The 17,496-nt window shown below is 61.1% G+C and carries 15 protein-coding genes; 11 read left to right on the plus strand and 4 right to left on the minus strand.

The genetic code is table 11. From position 1 onward, the window contains the following. Positions 1–9 precede the first annotated feature (9 nt). The 4 genes from HS968_RS09865 to HS968_RS09880 are packed head-to-tail and all read right to left on the minus strand — an operon-like array spanning position 10 to position 2,889. On the minus strand, positions 10–735 hold the full coding sequence (locus HS968_RS09865; RefSeq protein ID WP_119691802.1) for a formyltransferase family protein: 726 nt from the start codon (positions 733–735) through the stop codon (positions 10–12). Beyond that, complete coding sequence (locus HS968_RS09870; protein ID WP_119691801.1) at positions 732–1,307, minus strand: hypothetical protein; 576 nt, start codon at positions 1,305–1,307, stop codon at positions 732–734. The genes HS968_RS09865 and HS968_RS09870 overlap by 4 nt, the downstream gene beginning before the upstream one ends. Beyond that, positions 1,304–1,825: an adenylyl-sulfate kinase gene (locus HS968_RS09875; RefSeq protein ID WP_013714963.1), complete on the minus strand. Its 522-nt coding sequence runs from the start codon at positions 1,823–1,825 to the stop codon at positions 1,304–1,306. The genes HS968_RS09870 and HS968_RS09875 overlap by 4 nt, the downstream gene beginning before the upstream one ends. Then, positions 1,825–2,889 (minus strand): CDP-glycerol glycerophosphotransferase family protein, encoded by a 1,065-nt coding sequence (locus tag HS968_RS09880; protein ID WP_115297426.1) that lies wholly within the window; start codon positions 2,887–2,889, stop codon positions 1,825–1,827. Before HS968_RS09880 ends, HS968_RS09875 begins: the two co-directional genes overlap by 1 nt. A gap of 128 nt (positions 2,890–3,017) precedes the next feature. Between HS968_RS09880 and HS968_RS09885 the strand changes: the two genes are divergently transcribed. The 11 genes from HS968_RS09885 (at position 3,018) to HS968_RS09935 (ending at position 17,456) form a co-directional block, all read left to right on the plus strand. Further along, complete coding sequence (locus HS968_RS09885; protein ID WP_182371119.1) at positions 3,018–3,482, plus strand: acyltransferase; 465 nt, start codon at positions 3,018–3,020, stop codon at positions 3,480–3,482. 1 nt (position 3,483) lies between these two features. Next, entirely contained in the window at positions 3,484–4,593 is a 1,110-nt protein-coding gene (locus HS968_RS09890) for a DegT/DnrJ/EryC1/StrS family aminotransferase (RefSeq protein ID WP_202884205.1), read from the plus strand. Between the two features lie 148 nt (positions 4,594–4,741). Beyond that, a complete protein-coding gene (locus tag HS968_RS09895; protein ID WP_119691798.1) occupies positions 4,742–5,152 on the plus strand; it encodes a sugar 3,4-ketoisomerase in 411 nt (136 codons plus the stop codon). Between the two features lie 71 nt (positions 5,153–5,223). After that, a complete protein-coding gene (locus HS968_RS09900) occupies positions 5,224–10,782 on the plus strand; it encodes a glycosyltransferase (protein WP_182371121.1) in 5,559 nt (1,852 codons plus the stop codon). 248 nt (positions 10,783–11,030) lie between these two features. Then, on the plus strand, positions 11,031–12,515 hold the full coding sequence (locus HS968_RS09905; RefSeq protein WP_182371122.1) for a flagellin: 1,485 nt from the start codon (positions 11,031–11,033) through the stop codon (positions 12,513–12,515). Positions 12,516–12,587: 72 nt separating this feature from the next. Next, positions 12,588–12,980, plus strand: coding sequence for a flagellar protein FlaG (locus HS968_RS09910; protein ID WP_182371123.1), 393 nt, complete (start codon positions 12,588–12,590; stop codon positions 12,978–12,980). Positions 12,981–13,060: 80 nt separating this feature from the next. Then, positions 13,061–14,530 carry a flagellar filament capping protein FliD gene (gene fliD / locus HS968_RS09915; RefSeq protein ID WP_182371124.1) on the plus strand — a complete coding sequence of 490 codons (1,470 nt, stop codon included), beginning with the start codon at positions 13,061–13,063 and terminating at the stop codon, positions 14,528–14,530. Between the two features lie 3 nt (positions 14,531–14,533). After that, positions 14,534–14,926 (plus strand): flagellar export chaperone FliS, encoded by a 393-nt coding sequence (gene fliS / locus HS968_RS09920; RefSeq protein ID WP_119691793.1) that lies wholly within the window; start codon positions 14,534–14,536, stop codon positions 14,924–14,926. A gap of 94 nt (positions 14,927–15,020) precedes the next feature. Further along, entirely contained in the window at positions 15,021–15,404 is a 384-nt protein-coding gene (gene fliS, locus HS968_RS09925; protein ID WP_182371125.1) for a flagellar export chaperone FliS, read from the plus strand. Positions 15,405–15,426: 22 nt separating this feature from the next. Further along, positions 15,427–15,720 carry a flagellar protein FliT gene (gene fliT, locus HS968_RS09930; RefSeq protein ID WP_182371126.1) on the plus strand — a complete coding sequence of 98 codons (294 nt, stop codon included), beginning with the start codon at positions 15,427–15,429 and terminating at the stop codon, positions 15,718–15,720. A gap of 260 nt (positions 15,721–15,980) precedes the next feature. Next, positions 15,981–17,456: a sigma-54 dependent transcriptional regulator gene (locus HS968_RS09935; RefSeq protein WP_106739859.1), complete on the plus strand. Its 1,476-nt coding sequence runs from the start codon at positions 15,981–15,983 to the stop codon at positions 17,454–17,456. Positions 17,457–17,496 lie beyond the last annotated feature (40 nt).

Below are 17,496 nucleotides of genomic sequence, written 5' to 3' on the forward strand. Positions count from 1 at the left end.
ACTACGCGTTCAGTCTGCCGCGCCGGGCAGGCTGAGCAGCGCCAGGTGCTTGAGCACCGGGTGAATGACGTAGTAGGTGTTGCCCTGTTCGGCTTCCTGCTGCAACACCACGTCCAGTTCGCCGCTGGCCTGATAGCGGCGCAGCACCTCCAGCAGCAGGTCGGCGCGGATCGCCGTGTCGTAGCGGCGGTCGATGTCGGTGCCCAGCGGCGGTGCCGGGTAGCGTTTGCGAGCCAGTACCGGGCCGGTGTCGATTTGGGTATCGAGCAGAATGGCGCTGGCGGCGCAGACACCTTCTTCCAGCAGGCTGTAGTAGACGGTCGTGCTGCCACGGTAGTCGGGCAGCCAGCCGCTGTGCACGTGCAGCAGCGGGATGCCCAGTTCGATCAGGGGCGGTTTGACGATCTGCCCGCCATACCCTGAGAAGATCACCAGGCGCGGTGCCCGCTCACGCACGGCATCGATGACCTGCTGATAGTTGATGTCGCGTGTTGCCAGGCAGGTGATGGGTACATCGCAGTCGGCCAGGGTGCGGCTGAGGGGTATGCCCAGATCCGGCAGCAGAACTCCCATCAGCTCTCGGGCAGGCTCGCTCGGCGTCGTGGGGGATTGCGGCGCCTCGCCGAGCAGCAAGGCGTGGGAGGGCATCAGGCCATGGGCAGCCAGGGTCTGCACGTAAGCCTGGCTGCGCGCACTGTGCGCAGCGATCAGCAGAACGTCGTCGAGGTGGGTCATGGGGCGAGCTCCACGTTGGCCTGCGATGCAATGCGAGCGACCCAGTCCTGTTCGGCCGCGATCAGCCAGGCGAGCTGAGCGCCCTGGGCCGGGCTCAGGCGCGGGAGAATCGAGATCAGGCTGTCGATGACCTTGAGCAAACCATTGAGAAAGGGCAGGGCGCCAGGCTGCTCGGACAGGTGCAGGCACAGCGCGGCGAATTGCAGGTAGAGTTCCAGGTCATCGTAGCCGCTGTCGGCGACCGCTTTGTAATTCGCGTCATAGCGGCGGTGCAGGCGCTTGCTGACCTCGAAGCGTTGCAGCAGACGTTCGGCCAGGCGCCGCTTGCTCGGTGCATCCGCGGCCGCGTGCAGCAGGTCGGCCAGCAGCGCAGCCGTATCCACATGGTGTGCGTTTCGTTCGGCGGCCACTGGTAACGGCACGGCCTGCGCTGGTGGCAGTTGCATCAGCGCCGCCTGACGGCTCGCACGCCAGGCCGGGAAAAAGGCTGCGCCGTGGTACTGGCTGTAGAAGTAGGTGTTGCGTTCCTCGAGCCGATCACCCTGGCTGTAGGGGTAGTCGATGTCGCTCATGCCATCGATCCCTGTGCTCGTTGCAGGATGTCACGGGCCAGTTCGGCGATGTCGGCTGGTTGGCTGGTGTCGATTTCCAGATCCGCTGCGCTGGGGGGCGGGAAGGGAATATCCACGCCCACCATGTCGCTCATCTCGCCGGCCAGCGCCTGGCGGTAGAGCCCCTTGGTGTCTCGTTCGACCAGCGTCTGCATCGGCGGGTTGAGGTAGACCTCGTAGTAGTGGCGAAAGCGTGTGCGGTTGAGCGCACGCAGATCGGGGAAGATCGACAGGATGCTGCACACCACGTTGATCTCCTGCGCATCGAGCCAGGCGCACAGCTCGAAGATGCGCTCGGCGTTGAGACGCCGCCCTGCCAGGCTGTAGTCCGCGGCCTGGGTGTCCTGGCGGAAGATGCGCCGAACCTCGTCGCCGTCCACCAGCAGAGTATTGGCTGCCTGCTGCTTCCATTGGCGGGTGATTTCGCGACCGAGCGTGGTCTTGCCCGAGCCGGACAGGCCGATCAACCAGATGACCATCAGCCTCTCCCTGCCAGGGAGCGGGCACTGTTGGCGATCGCCACAGCGGCTACCTGACCGGCATAACCATAGAACGGTGCGAAGTAGTACTGGCTGAGGGTCTTGCGGATCGGTCGCTGGGCCTCCCACAGACCGGCATCCTCCAGCAACTCTTCGAGGCGACCGCTGTGCTGGTTGCCAAGATGAGGCAGGTATTTGCGCAGCCAGATGTCCGAGGAGTCCTCGCCCATCAGCGGGTCGGCTTCGGCGTTGGGCAGGTCGAGGAGCAGCACGTTGCGATCGGTGTAGATGCCGCCGAAGGCGGAGCCACCGTAGTCGCACAGCAGGAAGTCGGCGAGCTGGAACAGCTCGACGTTGTCGATATGTTCGCGGATCACGCAGGTGAAGCGCTCCAGCTCGCGCATGCGCGCCGGCTCGTCGGTGATGGTGATCGGGTGGGGTTTGACGATGACGTTGTAGCGCGCCTGCAAACGTGCGACTGCGGCAGCGAACAGGTCGATCGAGCTGAGCGTGCTCCAGGTCGGCAGCCACACCACGGTCTGCCGGCTGGGGTCGAGCTTCAGCTCGGTCAGGCGCACCGTGCGATCCACAGGCTGATTGAAGAAACGATCGAAGCGAGGGTAGCCCATCTGGATCTTCAGCGTGTCTTGGCAGAATTCCAGATGCTCAGCCTGATAAGGACCGAAGCAGAGGATGCTGTCGTACACCTGGTTCCAGGACTGGAAGTTCCAGCCAGCCTTACCGTTGGCATACATGAACCGCAGGTTGTAGCGGCCGATGGACTTGGGCAGGTAGGGTGAGTCGGGGCCACGCAGGTAATGCTGGGGGAAGTTCGACACCAGGGTGGTGTAGCGCTCTTTGCGCGCGAGCATTTCCCGTGCGTCGCGCCACGGCAACTGATACCGCTGGCAGCCGGCGACCACGGCGTCGATGTCCTGCTGCGTCTTGCCGGTAACGGCGATCTCCACACTGCCTGCCGGCAGATGCTGCCAGACCGCATGGTAGTGATTGAACATCTCAGGGTTGTGAATCAGAAAACCGAAGCGTTCGAGTTCGCTAGCCATGCCGTCCCGTCCTGGCGATTACCGATGCGCCATGTTACTGGAAATTAACCGGCGGTTGAGGCGCTTCTTCCGTGACGCTTCAGGCTAGGCTTGCTACGCTCGAAACTTCTCTCAAAGGCAGTCCATACATGGCATCGATCCATCCGTCCGCGGACGTCAAAAGCCAGTTGATTGGTGAGGGCACCACGGTCTGGCAGTTCGTGGTGATCCTCGCGCAGGCGCGCATCGGCCGCGACTGCAATATCAACGCCCACTGCTTCATCGAGAACGACGTGGTGCTCGGTGATCGGGTTACGGTGAAATGCGGCGTGTACCTGTGGGACGGCCTGCGTGTCGCCGACGATGTTTTCATCGGTCCCAACGCCACCTTCACCAATGACCGATTGCCGCGTTCCAAGCAATATCCCGACAGCTTCCCGCAGACCGTGATCGAACGCGGCGCCTCCATTGGTGCCGGGGCGGTCATCCTGCCAGGCCTGACCATCGGCGCCGGTGCCATGGTCGGCGCTGGCGCGGTGGTGACCCGCGACGTTCCTGCCCGCGCGCTGGTCGTTGGCAACCCTGCACGTATCGTGCGTTACCTGGATGAGTGACATGTTTCCTTTTCTCGATCTGGCCGGGATCAACCGGCGCGATGAAGCGGCACTGACCGAGGCGTTTCAGCGGGTGCTGCGTTCTGGCTGGTATGTGCTGGGTACCGAAGTCGCCGCGTTCGAGGCGGAGTACGCGGCTGCCTGTGGAGTAGCGCATGCCATCGGTGTGGGCAACGGCCTCGATGCACTGACCCTGATTTTGCGTGGTTATCGGCAGTTGGGGCGCCTGGCCGAGGGTGACGAGGTGATCCTGCCCGACAACAGCTTTGTCGCCACCGCGCTGGCCGTCAGTGAGGCCGGGCTGACGCCGGTCTTGGTCGAGCCAGCGCTGGACACGTTCAACATCGATCCGGCCGCCGTCGAGGCCGCTATCAGCCCGCGCACACGGGCAATCATCGCCGTGCACCTGTACGGGCGTCTGGCTGACATGCAGCGTCTGCGCGCACTCGCCGATCAGCACGGGCTGTTGCTGATCGAGGATGCGGCTCAGGCGCATGGCGCAGTGGACGCCCGCGGGCACGCTGCGGGTGCCCTCGGCGATGCGGCAGGCTTCAGTTTTTTCCCGGTGAAGAACCTTGGCGCACTTGGCGATGCCGGTGCTCTGACCACCAACGACGATGCCCTGGCCGAGCAGGTGCGCAAGCTGCGTAACTACGGCTCCAGCCGCAAGTATGTGCACGAGTTGCAGGGTATCAATTCGCGCCTGGACGAGTTACAGGCTGCGCTTTTGCGGGTGAAGCTGGCGCGCCTGGCCGATGATGCCCAGGCCCGACGCGACCTGGCGGCGCGGTATCTGGCCGGCATCGACAACCAGCATCTGCAACTGCCCCAAGTTCCGCACGTGTCCGAGAGTCATGTCTGGCACCAGTTCGTCATGCGCTGCGAAGCACGAGAGGCCTTGCAGACGCATCTCGAGCGTCATGGCGTACCGAGCCTGATCCACTACCCGATTCCCATCCACCGCCAGGCCGCTTACGCCGAGTTTGCCGATCGGCACCTGCCGCTCTCGCAACGCCTGGCTGGCGAGGTGCTCAGCTTGCCGCTATACCCGGGAATGGCAAATGAATGGGTCGAGCAGACCATTGAAGCGTGCAACGCTTTCCGCGTCTGATGGGAAGGTGGTTCGAGTTTTGCTTCGGAGCCACAACGACCCTGTCGATCATGTTTTCTTGACGCAGCGACTGCACGGGGCTCGGTCACCTGGAAGGTGATCGAGAGGCAGGCGCGAATGGGTTACACCAGCGTATTTGGAGCGTTCTATGTCTCTTCAGCACTGCAAGATCATCGATCTGCCAATCGTCGAGGATCGGCGTGGCAACCTCACTTTCATCGAGGGAGGGCGACACATTCCCTTCGATATCCAGCGTGTCTACTACCTCTATGACGTTCCCGGCGGCTCTCACCGCGGCGGCCATGCTCACAAGGGGCTGCACCAGCTGTTGATCGCCATGTCGGGCAGTTTCGACATCCTGCTGGATGATGGGCGAACCAAGTTCAAGTACCACCTCAACCGTTCCTATTACGGTCTTTATATTCCGCCGATGATCTGGCGCGAGATCGACAACTTCTCCAGCGGCTCGGTGTGCATGGTGCTGGCGTCCGAGCACTACAGCGAAGACGATTACTACCGCGACTACGACCAGTTCTCCCTGGCTGCCAGCGGCAAGTAAGCTGCTGCCATGGCCCGTGGCCGCCATAACCCGGCTGGCTGTTTTCACTTTTTTCAATCGGAGTTTTCTGCATGTCCCAGGGAAGTCATCTGCCAGACGCAGTGGTCAGCGCCAGGGTCGTTTCCGCCCGAAGCGCCAAGGGCTGTGTCGATCTGACCGAGCTGGCCGCCGCCGAGAGCTGGTCGCCGGCACCGCTGGAGATGGTGGGGTTCTCTCTGCCGGAAAGCCTACGGCAGGCCCGGCAGCGCATGCTGGCTCAGTACCGCGGACGCTTTCACGATGTGCGCCTGGTCGCCGGTATGGCCGGCATTGGCGATATCGCCAATGGTGAGTATGTCTGCGACGGTGTGTACGACAACCTTGGGCGAGTGAATAACGCCTGGTATGAAAAGCATGGGTTGCGTGTCGATGACAGCGGCGCGTGCGCGTTTTTCGCCGGCAAGGGCGAGTCGTTGCAGGTGGCCAATGCCATCAGCTTCTTCGGCTGGGAAAACGGCAACTATGCGCACTGGTTGAGCGAGAAGCTCGGGCGCTTCTACTGGATCGAGCAGGCCGACCTGCCACACGATACCGTGGTGCTGGTCGAGGCTGGCTTGCCGGCTTCTATCATGGATGCCCTGGCCTTGTTCTGGCCGCGTGAGCGTACGCTTTGCGTGCCGCCGGGAAGTGCTTGCCAGGTGGCTGTGCTGCACCATTTCTCCGACACCGCCGATATCTGGGAGCCGCGTGCCGGCTACGTCTATCGCGGTGACGAATACCATCTCTATCCGCCGGCCATTGCCTGGATGGCGAGCCAGGTCAAGGCCCGCTGCGCTGCGGTCGAGGGCCAGGACAAGGCCTATCTGATTCGGCCGCCGGGCGGCAATGGCCGTACCATCGTCAACCAGCAGGAGCTGATCCGCGAGCTCAGTCGCGATGGCTTTCAGGCTTTTCAGCCGGAGGTGCGCGACTTTGCCTCGCAGGTGCGTGCGCTCGCCGGTTGCGAACTGGCGATCCTCGGTTCTGGCGCGGCTGCCGCCAATCTTCTGTGGATGCCCCGTGGCGGCACCCTGGTGATGCTGATCCAGGATAATCCGCAGATGTGGTACTGGTTCTTCCATGCCCTGGCTGCTGCGGTGGGCGTGCGTTTGGTCTATCACCCGGTCAAGGGCTTGCCGGGCACCCACAGCGTTGTCTACCACTGGAACGTGGAAATTCCCATCGAGGCCCTGCGCCAATGGCTGGCCCAGGATGCACAGCGCGCCAGCCAGGCGCTGCCTGAGCAGCCGCTGGGCGTCGCGACTTTGCAGAGCGAGCTCGCCGGGCGGCGCCGCAGAACGCTGCCCGAGCCGCTTTCTGTCGAGCCACAGGAGGAGGGCGTAGATGTCACCGTTGCGGTGATGTCCTACAACAATGCCGCATTCCTGGCTCAGACCCTCGATTCGATCCTGGCTCAGGAGGGTGTACGGCTCGAGGTGGTGGTCTACGACGACTGCTCGAAAGACGACAGCCTGGAGGTTCTGAAACGCTATGCCGGCGAGCCGCGCCTGCATTTCGAGGTCAACCCCCAGAACCTGGGCATGACCGGCAACTACAACAAGTGCGTGGCGGCCGGGCGCGGTCGTTACGTGGTGGTACTGGGTTCCGATGACGTGCTCTACCCGGGCCACCTGGCCTCGTTGGTCGAGGCCATGGATGCCAGTCCGCAGGCTGCGCTGGGCTATACCCAGTGCTACTGGATCGACGAGCAGGGGGTACGCCAGCAGTACGCGGATCACCCAGGGCACCGGCGTGCATCGTATTGCGGTGGGCGCGACGAAGTAATCGACCTGCTGTGTTTCGACAACTACATCACGCCTTCCGCCGCCATGTTGCGCCGTAGTGCACTGCATCTCGTCGCACTGCCGGAAGGCGGCATCCACCGCCACGACATGCTCGCTGGCGATTGGGAACTGTGGATTCGCCTGGCCCGTGTGGCGCCCGATTTCGTATTCCTGCGCCAACCCAGCGTCGGCTATCGGGTGCACGGCGGACAGATCTCCAAGAGTTTCTATGGCAGTGACCGTCCGCTGCGCGAGCACACCGAGATTCTCGAGATGTGTCTGGATGACGCGCTGACCCGTGTGCGCATGCGAGGCGCTGCGCAACCGATCTGGCAGCTCTACCGCCAGCGTTTCGAGGCCTACCCGGCCGAGGTTCGGGCGCCGCTGCAGGTGCGCATCGATGCCGTCCGCCGTGCGCTGCTGGAGCAGAACAGCCATGATGAGGTTGCGACGTGCCTGTTCTCCATCATCCTCACCACCTACAACCGTGCCGATCTGTTGAAGGATGCTCTGGCCAGCGTCGGCAACCAGATCTTGCGCGATTTCGAAGTCATTCTGATCAACGATAACGGCGAGCCGGTTGAACATCTGCTGGCCGATTACGCGTTCCCCATCACCTATATCCGCCAGGGCCGCAACCAGGGCTTGTCAGCCGCGCGTAACGCCGGTCTCAAGCTGGCGCGTGGGCGCTACATCGTCTACCTCGACGATGACGACATCTACCTGCCCAACCACCTGGCTGTGTTGGCCGAGGCCTTCGAGCAGCATCCAGATAGCGTCATTTATACCGGCGTCGAGTACGTCAATGAAAAGCTGGAGGATGGCCAGCGTATCGAGCTTGGTCGTGACCAGCCGTTCAGGCACGAGGTGTTCGACCGCGATCGCCTGTTCGTGCAGAATTACATCCCGGTCAACACCTGGGCACATCCGCGCCAGATGCTGGCCACTGTCGGTGAGTTCGACACCGGGCTGGCGGCGTTCGAAGACTGGGACATGCTCCTGCGTATGGCCACGCGCTACCCGTTCGTGCACGTACCGACGGTGACCAGCGAAGTCCACACCCGTGCCCCGGGCGCCGGCGGCGACCACATGCTCGGTCGTGAGCGCAAGAACTTCCCGGCGCTGTATCGCGAGCTCTACGAGCGCTACGGCGGTTCCGCCAGCGAGGGGCAGCAGCGTGGTCGTCAGCAGATGCTCGAAAGCCTGGGGGAACGACCCAGGGATGGGCTTGCGCAGTGGCTGGCCAAACGCTTGCCGACCGCAGCTGAAAACCGCCTGATCTCCGACTATCTGCAGGGGCGCCAGGGCGGGCCGCTGATTGGCGTGGTGGTAGTCGATACCGAGGGGCAGTCCGAGGCGCTGATGGTCACGCTCAAGAGCCTGCTCGGCGAGCGCTGCCTCTATGCGACGCTGCGTATCCTGGTGATCACCCCGGCCGACGTGCCCGCCACCTCGGCGGCGGACAAGCTGCATTTCCTGCAAATGACTGATGAGCCCATGGTTGCGCAGATCAACCGCGCGGTCGAGGCGAGCGATTGCCAGTGGTTCATGTTGGCGCGTGCCGGCGATGAGTTTACCCAGAGCGGTCTGATGGTCGCCGGGCTCGAACTGGCTGGTAACCCCGAATGCCGCGCGGTGTATGGCGATCAACTGCAACGCCTGCCGGACGGCAGCTTGGGCGGGGCCTTCCTGCCGGGCTTCAACCTGGATCTGCTGCTCAGCTTCCCGATGGTGATGGCGCGTCATTGGTTGTATCGCCGCGATCTGTTCCTCGCTGTCGGTGGCTTCGACTCGGCGTTCCCCGATGCTTTTGAGTTCGAACTGCTGACCCGCTTCATCGAACAGGAAGGCCTGGCTGGCCTGGGGCATATCGATGAACCGCTGTTGATCACCGAAGCGCCTGCACTGCGTGATAATCCTGACGAGCGCCGGGTAATCGAGCGTCACCTGGGTAATCGAGGCTATCAGGCTCAGGTGCTGCCCGGCTTGCCGGGGCGTTATCGGGTGCACTACGGCCATGGCGCTGTTCCCCTGGTGTCGATCATTCTCGCCACGGATGTGCCGTTGGCCGCTTTGCAGCGCTGTACTGACAGCCTGCTGGAAAAGACGGCCTACGGTCATTACGAGCTGTTGCTGGCCGATAGCGGCACGCGGGCTGACGTCAGCGCTTGGTTGCGCGAGGTGGCGTTACTCGGTGACGACAAGGTTCGCGTGTTTCCCGCAGAAACTGGGCTGGCGCAGAACCGCGCTGCCGAGCAGGCACGTGGCGAATACTTGCTGCTGCTTTCTGGCGAAGCGGCCATCGTCAATGCTGACTGGCTGGATGAGTTGCTCAACCACGCTCAGAGGCCGGAGGTCGGTGTGGTCGGCGGCAAGCTGCTGACGCCGAACGGACGTATCGCCCAGGCTGGGCTGCTGTTGGGTGTCAATGGTCCGGCGACTGCCGCCTTCGCCGGTGAGGCGATGGATGCGGCGGGCTATATGCAACGTCTGCAGGTGGATCAGAACTACAGCGCCGTCGGTGAGCAATGCCTGATGGTGCGTGCCGAAGTGTTCCGTCAGATTGGTGGGATGGATGCCGGGCTGAATGCCTTCCGCGATGTGGATCTCTGCTTGCGCGTGCGCGATGCCGGGTATCTGACAGTCTGGGCGGCAAACGCGATCATCCTGCATGAGGCGGAGCGGGTACGGGCCAGCACTGCAGCAGAAGACCAGCTCTACGAGCGCTACCTGCCGCAGCTTGCAAATGACCGTGCTTACAACCGTAATCTGGCATTGAGCGGGCGGGGCTTCGATCTGGAAAGCGATGCGTCCCTGACCTGGCGTCCCTTGAGTTGGCGCCCTTTACCGGTGGTATTGGCCCATCCGGCCGATCCCTGGGGCTGTGGTCATTACCGCGTCATCCAACCGCTCTCTGCGCTTAAGTCTCAGGGGCTGGCCGACGGCACCCTGTCCATGGGGTTGTTGCAGGTAACCGACCTGGAGCGCTACGACCCAGACGTGGTCGTGTTGCAGCGCCAGATTGGCGATGATCGCCTGGAGGCCATGCGCCGTCTCAAGCGTTTCTCGCGCGCGTTCAAGGTCTACGAGCTGGACGACTATCTACCCAATCTGCCGCTGAAAAGCGTGCATCGGGATCAGATGCCCCGCGATATCCTCAAGTCTCTGCGTCGCGGTCTGGAGTTCGTCGACCGCTTTGTAGTCTCCACTCAGCCATTGGCAGAGGCGTTCGCCGGTTTGCATGGTGATATCCGGGTAATCGAGAACCGCCTGCCTCTGAAATGGTGGAAGGGGCTGCAAAGTCAGCGCCGGCGAGGGCGTAAGCCTCGGGTCGGCTGGGCCGGTGGGGTCAGCCATACCGGCGACCTGGATCTGATCGTCGATGTCGTCCGCGAGTTGACGGGAGAGGTCGAGTGGGTATTCATGGGCATGTGCCCGGATGCTATCCGGCCCTTCATTAATGAATTTCACCCAGGTGTCGATATCGAGTCTTACCCGGTTGCGCTCGCGAATCTGGATCTTGATCTGGCGCTGGCGCCGGTGGAGGCCAATCTGTTCAACGAGTGCAAGAGCAACTTGCGCCTGCTGGAGTATGGCGCCTGCGGCTTTCCGGTGATCTGCAGTGATCTGGTGTGCTATCGCGGAGATCTTCCTGTGACGCGGGTGAAAAATCGCTTCCGCGATTGGGTCGACGCCATCCGCATGCATATCAGCGATCTGGATGCCACTGCTCAGGCGGGTGATCGCCTGCGCGAAGCGGTTTATCGCGACTGGATGCTGGACGGTGAGAACCTGGAACGCTGGCGCAAGGCCTGGATGCCTGACTGAATGTGCCGCAAAAACCGTCGAGTGCTGTAATAGCGCTCGACGGATTTCAGTCAAAGGCGTCCATAAAGCGTGAGTGACTGGTTAAGTGGTTGACTGTAAAGAATAAAAAAAAGCTGAAAATTGTCTCTAAAGCTCCTTAGGCAAGCGCCGATAAAGAGATCGAATGCGAACTCTCTGGGCGTCTGAGCATGCAGGCCCGAGCTCGCAAGCTCAGACAAACGGTTCTAAGGTCATCTGGAGGCAATACCATGGCCCTTACAGTCAACACTAACGTTGCGTCCCTCAACACTCAGCGTAACCTGAACACCTCGTCCAAAGGCCTGGATACTTCCCTCCAGCGCCTGTCCACTGGCTACCGTATCAACAGCGCCAAAGACGACGCTGCCGGCCTGCAGATCGCCAACCGCCTGACCAGCCAGATCACTGGCCTGGGCGTAGCGACCCGTAACGCCAACGACGGTATCTCCCTGGCGCAAACCGCTGAAGGTGCCCTGCAGCAGTCCACCGGCATTCTGCAGCGTATGCGTGACCTGGCCCTGCAGTCGGCCAACGGTTCCAACGGCGCCGTCGAGCGTTCCGCCCTTCAGGGTGAAGTCGCTCAGTTGCAACAAGAGCTGAATCGTATTGCCGATACCACCAGCTTCGGCGGTCGCAAGATCCTCGACGGCAGCTTTGGTTCGCAAAGCTTCCAGGTGGGTGCCAACGCCTACGAAACCATCAGCGTTTCCATTGGCTCCGCTGCCACTGATCGTATCGGTATCAACCGTGTGACCACCTCCGGTGGGGGCGCTCAGGCCATCGCTTCCGGTGCCGCTTTCAGTGCCACCTCGGGCAGCGCTTACAGCAGTGCTTCGTTCAACATCAACTCCAAACTGTCCGACGGTGATGTCGCCATCTCCGGTGCAGCTAGCGGTTCTGCCAGCGATGTGGCTCGTGCCATCAACGCCAAGAGTGATGAAACTGGCGTGACCGCCAACGCCCGTACCGTGGCAACGCTCGGCGGCATCACTGCTTCGGGTACCGTCTCCTTCAACCTGTCTGGTCTGACCAGCAAGTCTCTGGAGGCCGACGCTGCCACCGTGTCCGCTGTAGTGACCGATCTCTCCAACCTGTCCTCGCTGGCTGACGCCATCAACCGTGAAACTGGCAAAACCGGCATCTCGGCTGTTTCCAAAGGCGACACCATCGAGCTGGTCAGCTCGCGCGGTGATGCGATCCAGATCACCAACTACGCTGGTTCGGGTGGTGCGACTCTGCAGACCAAGAGCTTCGATGGCGCAGACGATGTCGGTGCTGTGGCTACCATCGTTGCCGGTGGCGGTGCTCGCGCCGACGGTCAGGTGCAACTCGAAGCAGCCGATGCCTTCCAGGTTACTGGCATGACTGGCGGTCTGGGTGCCGATGGCTTCAGTGAGCTGGATGCGGTGAATACCATCGACATCAGTACGGCGACTGGGGCGCAGAGTGCCCTGGGTATCATCAACGGTGCGATCTCCAACATCGACAGCCAGCGTGCTCAGCTCGGTGCCGTGCAGAACCGCTTCGAGAACACCATCTCGAACCTGCAGAACATCGCTGAGAACTCCTCTGCTGCTCGTAGCCGGATCCGTGACACTGACTTCGCTGCCGAAACTTCGGAACTGACCAAGAATCAGATCCTGCAGCAGGCCGGTACCGCGATCCTGGCCCAGGCCAACCAGCTGCCGCAGGCTGTTCTCAGTCTGCTGGGCTAAGCTCGAAGGCGCTAGACTACGGGGGGAAGGGCCTGGCTCTTCTCCCCGTTACCTCATTCTGAGGAGTAATTTATGGACGTCGGTTCGATAAAGTCCCCAGTTAACCCCCCACTGGTTCGTGATGGCGGTGTCTCCACAGCTGTGGATTCGCGGCAGAAGCAGAGCCTGGCGGAGATCGCCTCGGCCCAGTCGGCCGATGAGCAATCCACTGCTCGCCCAGTTGCTCCGACTCAGGATGTGAGTCGGGAACAGGTCGAGGATGCAGTAGCCACCATCCAGGAATTCGTCCAGTCTGTGCGTCGCAGTATCAACTTTGCGGTGGATGACGGCTCTGGGCGCGTTGTGGTCAAGGTGACGGATGCCGGGTCGGGCGACGTGATCCGACAGATTCCATCGGAGGAGGCGCTCAAGCTGGCAGAGAATCTGTCGGAGGTGCGCAGCCTGCTGTTCAAGGCCGAGGCATAGTTCTACTGTCTTGGCACGAGTTTTGACTGTAAACCCACTATCTACAGGGCGCAGTCGAATTTTTGACGAGGTACGAGATCATGGCGGGTATCACGGGAATCGGTTCGGGCATCAAGATCGACGATATCGTTACAGCGTTGGTCAATGCTGAGCGAGCGCCCAAGACCAATCAGCTCGATCGCCTGGAAAAGCAGACTACCACCCGTATTTCGGCGATCGGTACGCTCACCGGGGCGATGAACTCGTTCAAGACCGCTCTCGATGCGCTCAACAAGCCTGCGCTTTTCGAGTCTCGCACTGCAAGTACTTCCAACAGCAGCGTGCTCAAGGCTACCGCGGCCACCACAGCCCCTGCCGGCACCTACAGCATTCAGGTCCAGCAACTGGCAGCCAGCAGCAAGGTAGCCCTGCAGTCCGTTTCGCGTGTAGGTGATGCCCCGGCTACTTTCAACAGCGGTACGCTGGAAATTTCCGCCGGCAACACCAGCATCAGTGTCGATGTCACGGCGGCCAACAACACGCTTGCCGGTATGCGTGACGCGATAAACGAAGCCGGGAAAAGCAGCGGTATAAGCGCAACCATCATTACCGATGATTCTGGTTCCCGCCTAGTATTGAGTTCGACCAAGACTGGCGAAGGCAATGACATCAAGGTAGCGGTTACCGAAGATGGTGAAACGACCGGCAGCAACGCCCTGACGACTCAAGCGTTCACGCCAGAAGCTGATCCTGACAATGCTGGCGCTTTCCTCAAGCCAAGCTCGGACAGTGGCGCGGGTGGGGTAATCAGCCAAGCCAAGTCTGCGAAACTGACCATCGATGGTTTGCAGCTGGTGCGTAGTAGTAACAAGATCGAAGATGCGCTCGAGGGCGTTACGCTCGACTTGGTCGCCGTACAGAGCGCCGCTGATCTGACGGATGGCAAGACCATCAATCTTACTGTTGGCGTCGACAAGTCGGGCGTCAAGAGCAACCTGCAGAAGTTCGTCGATGCCTATAACGCCCTGATCACGTCCTCGGCTCAACTGACGGCCGTCGTGGAAGTGGAAGGCTCCAAGCCCGTGGCTGGCCCGCTGGTCGGCGACTCTACGGTGCGCAGCGTACTGGCGGGGCTGCGCAATGAAATCGTTAAGATGACCGGAGGCGGTGAGACTGGCGTACGTGCATTGGCTGATCTGGGTATCACTACTGGTAAAGATGGCAAGCTGGCTCTCGATGACGCCACGCTGACCAAGGCGCTGGATAGCAATTTTGAGCAGGTCGGTGCCTACCTCACCGGCAGTGATGGCTTGATGGGGCGTCTTTCTGGTTTCGTTTCCGATTATGTGGCTACCGACGGTGTGCTGAAACAGCGCGACAGTGCCTTGCGAGGCACACTGAAGAACATTGACAAACAACGGGAGAGCTTGGACAAGCGCGTCGAAAGCCTGCAAACACGTCTCTATGCCCAGTACAACGCAATGGACTCCCTGGTGGCACAGCTCTCCCGTACCAGCGATAGCTTGAGCGGTATGCTGGCCAACCTCCCCGGTTTCGTGAAAAAGGATTAAGCAATGGGCAAGAACCCTATCGATGCCTACAAGCAGGTCAAGACCAGCCAAGAGGTTTCTCCCTATCGCACCGTGCAGTTGCTGCTTGAAGGGGCACTTCAGCGTGTAATGCTTGCCAAGCACGCACAGGCCGAGGGCGACACCGAGATTCGTGGTATGGCAGTGGGCAGTACGATCACCATCCTGGGCGTATTGCAGGCCGCTCTGGACAAGGAACTGGGTGGTGAAATCGCCGAGAACCTCGATGCGCTGTACGACTATATGACCCGTCGTCTGGCGGGCGTGGCCTTGGACGATACGCCGCGTAATCTGGAAGAGGTTCAGGCGCTGCTGGGCGATATCAAGAGCGCCTGGGATGCCATTGGCCCTGAAGTCGAGCCCGCTCCCGCAGGCTGATCGAGTCGGCAGTTTTCGCAACATAAAGCGCTAAAGCTTTGCTCGACAACGCCGATACTCAGAGTATCAGCCCACCGGTAGAGCGAGAGCGACTATGAACGCAATGGCGGCCCTCAAGCAGTATCAGACCGTCAACAACCAAGCGCAGGCTGCAGAGGCCAGCCCTCATCGTCTGATTCAGATGTTGATGGAGGGTGGGCTGTCTCGAATCGCTCAGGCGCGTGGTGCCATGGAGCGTGGACAGACTGCGCTGAAAGGCGAGTTGATCGGCAAGAGTATTGCCATCGTCGCGGGACTGCGCGAGAGTCTCGATCACCAGCAAGGTGGCGAACTGGCCGGTAACCTCGATAGCCTGTACGAATACATGATCGCCCGTTTGACTGAAGCCAACGTCAGCAACGAGCCGGAGCTTCTGGAAGAAGTGTCGGTTTTGCTGCGTAACGTCAAGCAGGGTTGGGATGCCATCGCTCAGCAATGAGCGAGCATCGGAGGAGAAGCGAATGAGTTCATCTGTCCAGCATTTGCAAGCGACCGGCTCAGCGATGCGTGACGCTTTGGCCAAGCAGGACTGGGCAGCCATTGGCGAGCTTGATCTGCAGTGCCGCCTCGCGGTCGATGCGGCCATGGTCGACAGCCGTGATGAAGAAGAGCTACGCGGCAGTATGGAAAACCTGCTGGCGCTCTACCGTGAGCTGGTGACCGTCTGTCAGGCAGAGCAACAGCGTCTGGCCAGTGAGCTGATTCAACTCAATCAGTCCCATCAGGGCGCTAAGGTCTATCAGCTGTTCGGCTGACTTCACCGCAGTTTCCGAGCTTAGCCGACAGGTTCGGCTCGGTTTCTCTCTTCTTCCGCTTCTAGTAACTTTCTCTTTTTATCGGTTTTCGCTACCCGATAATGCAAACAGCTGCTTAGCTAATGTCATTAACGGGCAAAAAAATTACGCCATAAAATTGACTGGATCCAATTTTTTGACTTTACTAGTGGCCAATTGCCGGTGCGCGCCGAAGATCTGGCGCGCAATTTCTTTCACTCCTCGGGTCAGACAAACACAAGATGTGGCGTGAAACCAAAATCCTGTTGATCGATGACAATGCTGCGCGCCGCCACGAGTTGGCGATCATTCTGAGCTTTCTCGGCGAGGAGCATCTGGCCTGCACGAGTCAGGACTGGCGCAACGCGGTTGCCGAGTTGGGTTCGAGTCGTGAAGTGCTGAGTGTGTTGCTGGGGGATGTCGAGTCCAAGGGCGGTGCACTCGAGCTGACTAAGCATATTGCTGGCTGGGATGAGTTTTTGCCGCTGCTGACGGTGGGTGAGTCCACCGCCAGTGAATGGCCGGAAGATCTGCGCAGGCGTGTGCTGGCCAGTCTGGAAACCCCGCTCAGCTACAACAAGCTGCTCGATTCCCTGCACCGTGCCCAGGTCTATCGCGAGATGTACGACCAGGCCCGAGATCGTGGGCGGCAGCGCGAGCCCAACCTGTTCCGCAGCCTGGTTGGTACTAGTCGCGCCATCCAGCAGGTGCGGCAGATGATGCAGCAGGTTGCCGATACCGAGGCCAGCGTGCTGATTCTCGGTGAGTCCGGAACCGGCAAGGAAGTGGTGGCGCGCAACCTGCACTACCACTCCAAGCGTCGCGAAGCACCGTTCGTGCCGGTCAACTGCGGTGCGATTCCTGCCGAGTTGTTGGAAAGCGAGCTGTTCGGGCATGAAAAGGGCGCTTTCACCGGTGCCATCACCAGCCGGGCAGGGCGTTTCGAACTGGCCAACGGCGGCACACTGTTCCTCGATGAAATCGGCGACATGCCTCTGCCTATGCAGGTCAAGCTGCTGCGTGTGCTGCAGGAACGCACCTTCGAGCGTGTGGGCAGCAACAAGACGCAGACGGCCGATGTGCGCATCATCGCTGCCACGCACAAGAATCTGGAGAAGATGATCGAGGACGGCAGCTTCCGTGAGGATCTGTACTATCGCCTCAACGTCTTCCCGATCGAGATGGCGCCGTTGCGTGAGCGCATCGAAGACATTCCGCTGCTGATGAACGAGCTGATTTCGCGCATGGAGCACGAAAAGCGCGGTTCCATCCGTTTCAACTCGGCGGCGATCATGTCGCTGTGCCGGCATGACTGGGCGGGCAACGTGCGTGAGCTGGCCAACCTGGTGGAGCGCATGGCGATCATGCATCCCTATGGCGTGATCGGTGTGGGCGAGCTGCCGAAGAAATTCCGTCATGTCGATGACGAGGATGAACAGCTCGCCGCCAGCCTGCGCGATGAGATGGAGGAGCGTGCTGCGATCATGGCTGGCCTGCCGGGTCTCGATACGCCTGCCATGCTGCCGCCGGAAGGTCTGGATCTGAAGGACTACCTCGGCAATCTGGAGCAAGGACTTATCCAGCAGGCGCTGGATGATGCGGGGGGCGTGGTGGCGCGTGCTGCCGAACGCCTGCGTATTCGCCGTACCACGCTGGTCGAGAAGATGCGCAAGTACGGCATGAGCCGCCGCGAAGAGGATGGCCAGGACGAGGATTGACTCGGCTAGGTATCGGCCGCGCAGTAGGGCAGCCATTCCC

It is taken from the genome of Pseudomonas berkeleyensis (assembly GCF_014109765.1).
Classification (GTDB): Bacteria; Pseudomonadota; Gammaproteobacteria; order Pseudomonadales; family Pseudomonadaceae; genus Aquipseudomonas; species Aquipseudomonas berkeleyensis.